The organism is Aquabacterium sp. UBA2148 (assembly GCF_002328915.1).
Classification (GTDB): Bacteria; Pseudomonadota; Gammaproteobacteria; order Burkholderiales; family Burkholderiaceae_C; genus Aquabacterium; species Aquabacterium parvum.
The window spans coordinates 16,133-18,825 of sequence record NZ_DCXA01000258.1 but is presented as its reverse complement, the minus strand read 5'-3'; the positions used below and the strand labels follow the sequence as shown (position 1 = coordinate 18,825).

The 2,693-nt window shown below is 67.7% G+C and carries 3 protein-coding genes; all 3 read left to right on the top strand.

Annotated elements, in window-relative coordinates; genetic code table 11:
- Positions 1-1,384, top strand: a 1,384-nt coding sequence (locus B2W70_RS14445) for a UDP-N-acetylmuramoyl-tripeptide--D-alanyl-D-alanine ligase (RefSeq protein WP_286746715.1), incomplete at its 5' end; no start/stop codon positions are given.
- Complete coding sequence (gene mraY, locus B2W70_RS14440) at positions 1,374-2,552, top strand: phospho-N-acetylmuramoyl-pentapeptide-transferase (RefSeq protein WP_137842409.1); 1,179 nt, start codon at positions 1,374-1,376, stop codon at positions 2,550-2,552. The genes B2W70_RS14445 and mraY, both read left to right, overlap by 11 nt.
- 19 nt (positions 2,553-2,571) lie before the next feature.
- A partial coding sequence (locus tag B2W70_RS18420) for a hypothetical protein (RefSeq protein ID WP_349677461.1) occupies positions 2,572-2,693 on the top strand: 122 nt, incomplete at its 3' end.

Sequence of the window (2,693 nt, the reverse complement as noted above, 5' to 3'; positions counted from 1 at the left end):
CGCCCCTGCCACGCCGATCGCGCGCGTGCACACCGACACGCGCACCCTGCAGGCAGGCGACTGCTTCGTGGCCTTGCGTGGCGAGCGCTTCGATGCGCACGACTTCCTGCCCCAAGCGTCTGGCTCGGGCGCCGTGGCCGTGATCGGTCAGCGCGGCGTGGCCGAAAGCGGCCTGCCCGGGCTGACCGTGAGCGACACCCGTGCCGCCCTGAGCATGCTGGCCGCTGGCTGGCGCGCCCGCTTCGACATCCCGTTGGTGGGCGTGACGGGCAGCAACGGCAAGACCACGGTCACGCAGATGATCGCGTCCATCTTGCGCGCCTGGATGGCGGCGCAAGGCGACGCGAACGCCGCCCTGGCCACGCAAGGCAACTTCAACAACGACATCGGCGTGCCGCTGACGCTGCTGCGTCTGCGCGAGGGCCAGCACCGTTGCGCCGTGGTCGAGCTGGGCATGAACCACCCGGGCGAGATCGCGCAGCTGGCTGCGATTGCCGCGCCCACCGTGGGCCTGGTCAACAACGCCCAGCGCGAGCACCAGGAGTTCATGCACACGGTCGAGGCCGTGGCGCGTGAGAACGGCTCGGTGCTGCAGTCGCTGTCGCGCAATGGCGTGGCCGTGTTCCCGGCCGACGACGCGCACACCCCCATCTGGCGCGAGCTGGCCCAGGGCTGCCGTGTCATCGACTTCGGTGCGCCGGGCTCGGCCGCCGTCAGCGGCAGCGCCACCTGGCAGGCCGCCCCCACGCCTCACTGGCAGATCCGCCTGGTCACGCCACAAGGTGAGGCCGATGTGTCGCTGGCCATGGCCGGCCAACACAACGTGCGCAACGCGCTGGCCGCCACCGCTGCAGCCTTGGGCGCCGGCGTGCCGCTGGCCAGCATCGTCGCCGGCTTGCAGGCCTTCGAGCCCGTCAAGGGTCGCTCGCAGCTCAAGCAGGCCACGGTGCGCGGCCAGGCTGTCACGCTGGTGGACGATTCCTACAATGCCAACCCCGACTCCGTGCGCGCGGCCATCGACATGCTGGCCGACTTGCCCGGGCCCCACTGGCTGGTGCTTGGCGACATGGGCGAGGTGGGCAACCAGGGCCCTGCCTTCCACGAGGAGGTGGGCGCCCACGCCGTCGCACGCGGCATCGAACACATCTGGACGGCTGGCAGCCTGTGCGCCCACGCGGCGCAGGCCGTGCGCGCCAGCCAGGCCACCGCCACGAGCGGTGAGCCTGTCCAATCCCGTCATTTCGACAGCGCCGCCGACATCGCCTCGGCCCTGTCCCAGCCCGATGCCGCACCGCTTGCCGCATCCATCCTGGTCAAAGGTTCTCGCTTCATGAAGATGGAACAAGTCGTCGCCACCCTCACCGGAGCTGTCCATGCTGCTTAGTCTCGCGATGTGGCTGCAGGAGCTCCACCCCGACTGGGGCTTCCTGCGTGTCTTCCAGTACCTGACCTTCCGCTCTGTCATGGCGGCCATGACGGCGCTGGTCATCGGCCTGCTGCTGGGCCCTTACCTGATCCGCAAGCTCACCGAGCTCAAGATCGGCCAGCCCATCCGCGAGTACGCGATGGACACCCACCTCACCAAGCGCGGCACGCCCACCATGGGTGGCGCGTTGATCCTGCTGGCCATCGGCCTGTCGACGCTGCTGTGGTTCGACTGGGCCAACCGCTTCGTGTGGATCGTGATGATCGTGACCACCGGCTTTGGTCTGATCGGCTGGGTCGATGACTGGCGCAAGGTCGTCAACAAGGACCCGGAGGGCATGCCCTCGCGCGAGAAGTACTTCTGGCAGTCGATCATCGGCCTGATCGCCGCCATCTACCTCGCCTTCAGCGTGTCGGAGACCAACAACCTGCGTGTGGTCGAGCTGTTCTTCCGCTGGATCGCATCGGGCTTCAGCAACGACCTGCCGCCCAAAGCCGACCTGATCGTGCCCTTCTTCAAGACGGTGAGCTACCCGCTGGGCGTGTGGGGCTTCATGCTGTTGACCTACATCGTCATCGTGGGCACCAGCAACGCCGTGAACCTGACCGACGGGCTCGATGGCCTGGCCATCATGCCGGTGGTGATGGTGTCGGCCGCTTTGGGCATCTTCGCCTACGTGACCGGCAACGCCGTGTTCGCCAAATACCTGCTGCTGCCGCACATCCCCGGCGCGGGCGAGTTGCTGGTGTTCTGCGCGGCGATGTCGGGGGCGGGGCTGGCTTTCTTGTGGTTCAACGCCTACCCGGCGCAGGTGTTCATGGGCGACGTGGGCGCACTGGCACTCGGCGGCGCACTGGGCACCATCGCCGTCATCGTGCGCCAGGAAATCGTGCTGGCCTTCATGGGCGGCGTCTTCGTGCTCGAAGCGCTGTCGGTGATGCTGCAGGTGAGCTGGTTCAAGTACACCAAGCGCAAGTACGGCGAAGGCCGCCGCATCCTGCTGATGGCGCCGCTGCACCACCACTTTGAAAAATCCGGCTGGAAAGAGACGCAGGTCGTGGTCCGGTTCTGGATCATCACCATGCTGCTGTGCCTGATCGGCCTGTCCACCCTCAAGCTGCGCTGACGCGGCGTCGAACAAGACCATGCACCACCTTCGCAACCTCACCGTGCTGATCCTGGGTCTGGGTGACTCGGGCCTGGCCATGGCGCGCTGGTGCGCCCGGTGCGGCGCGAGCGTGCGCGTGGCCGACACCCGGGCCAACCC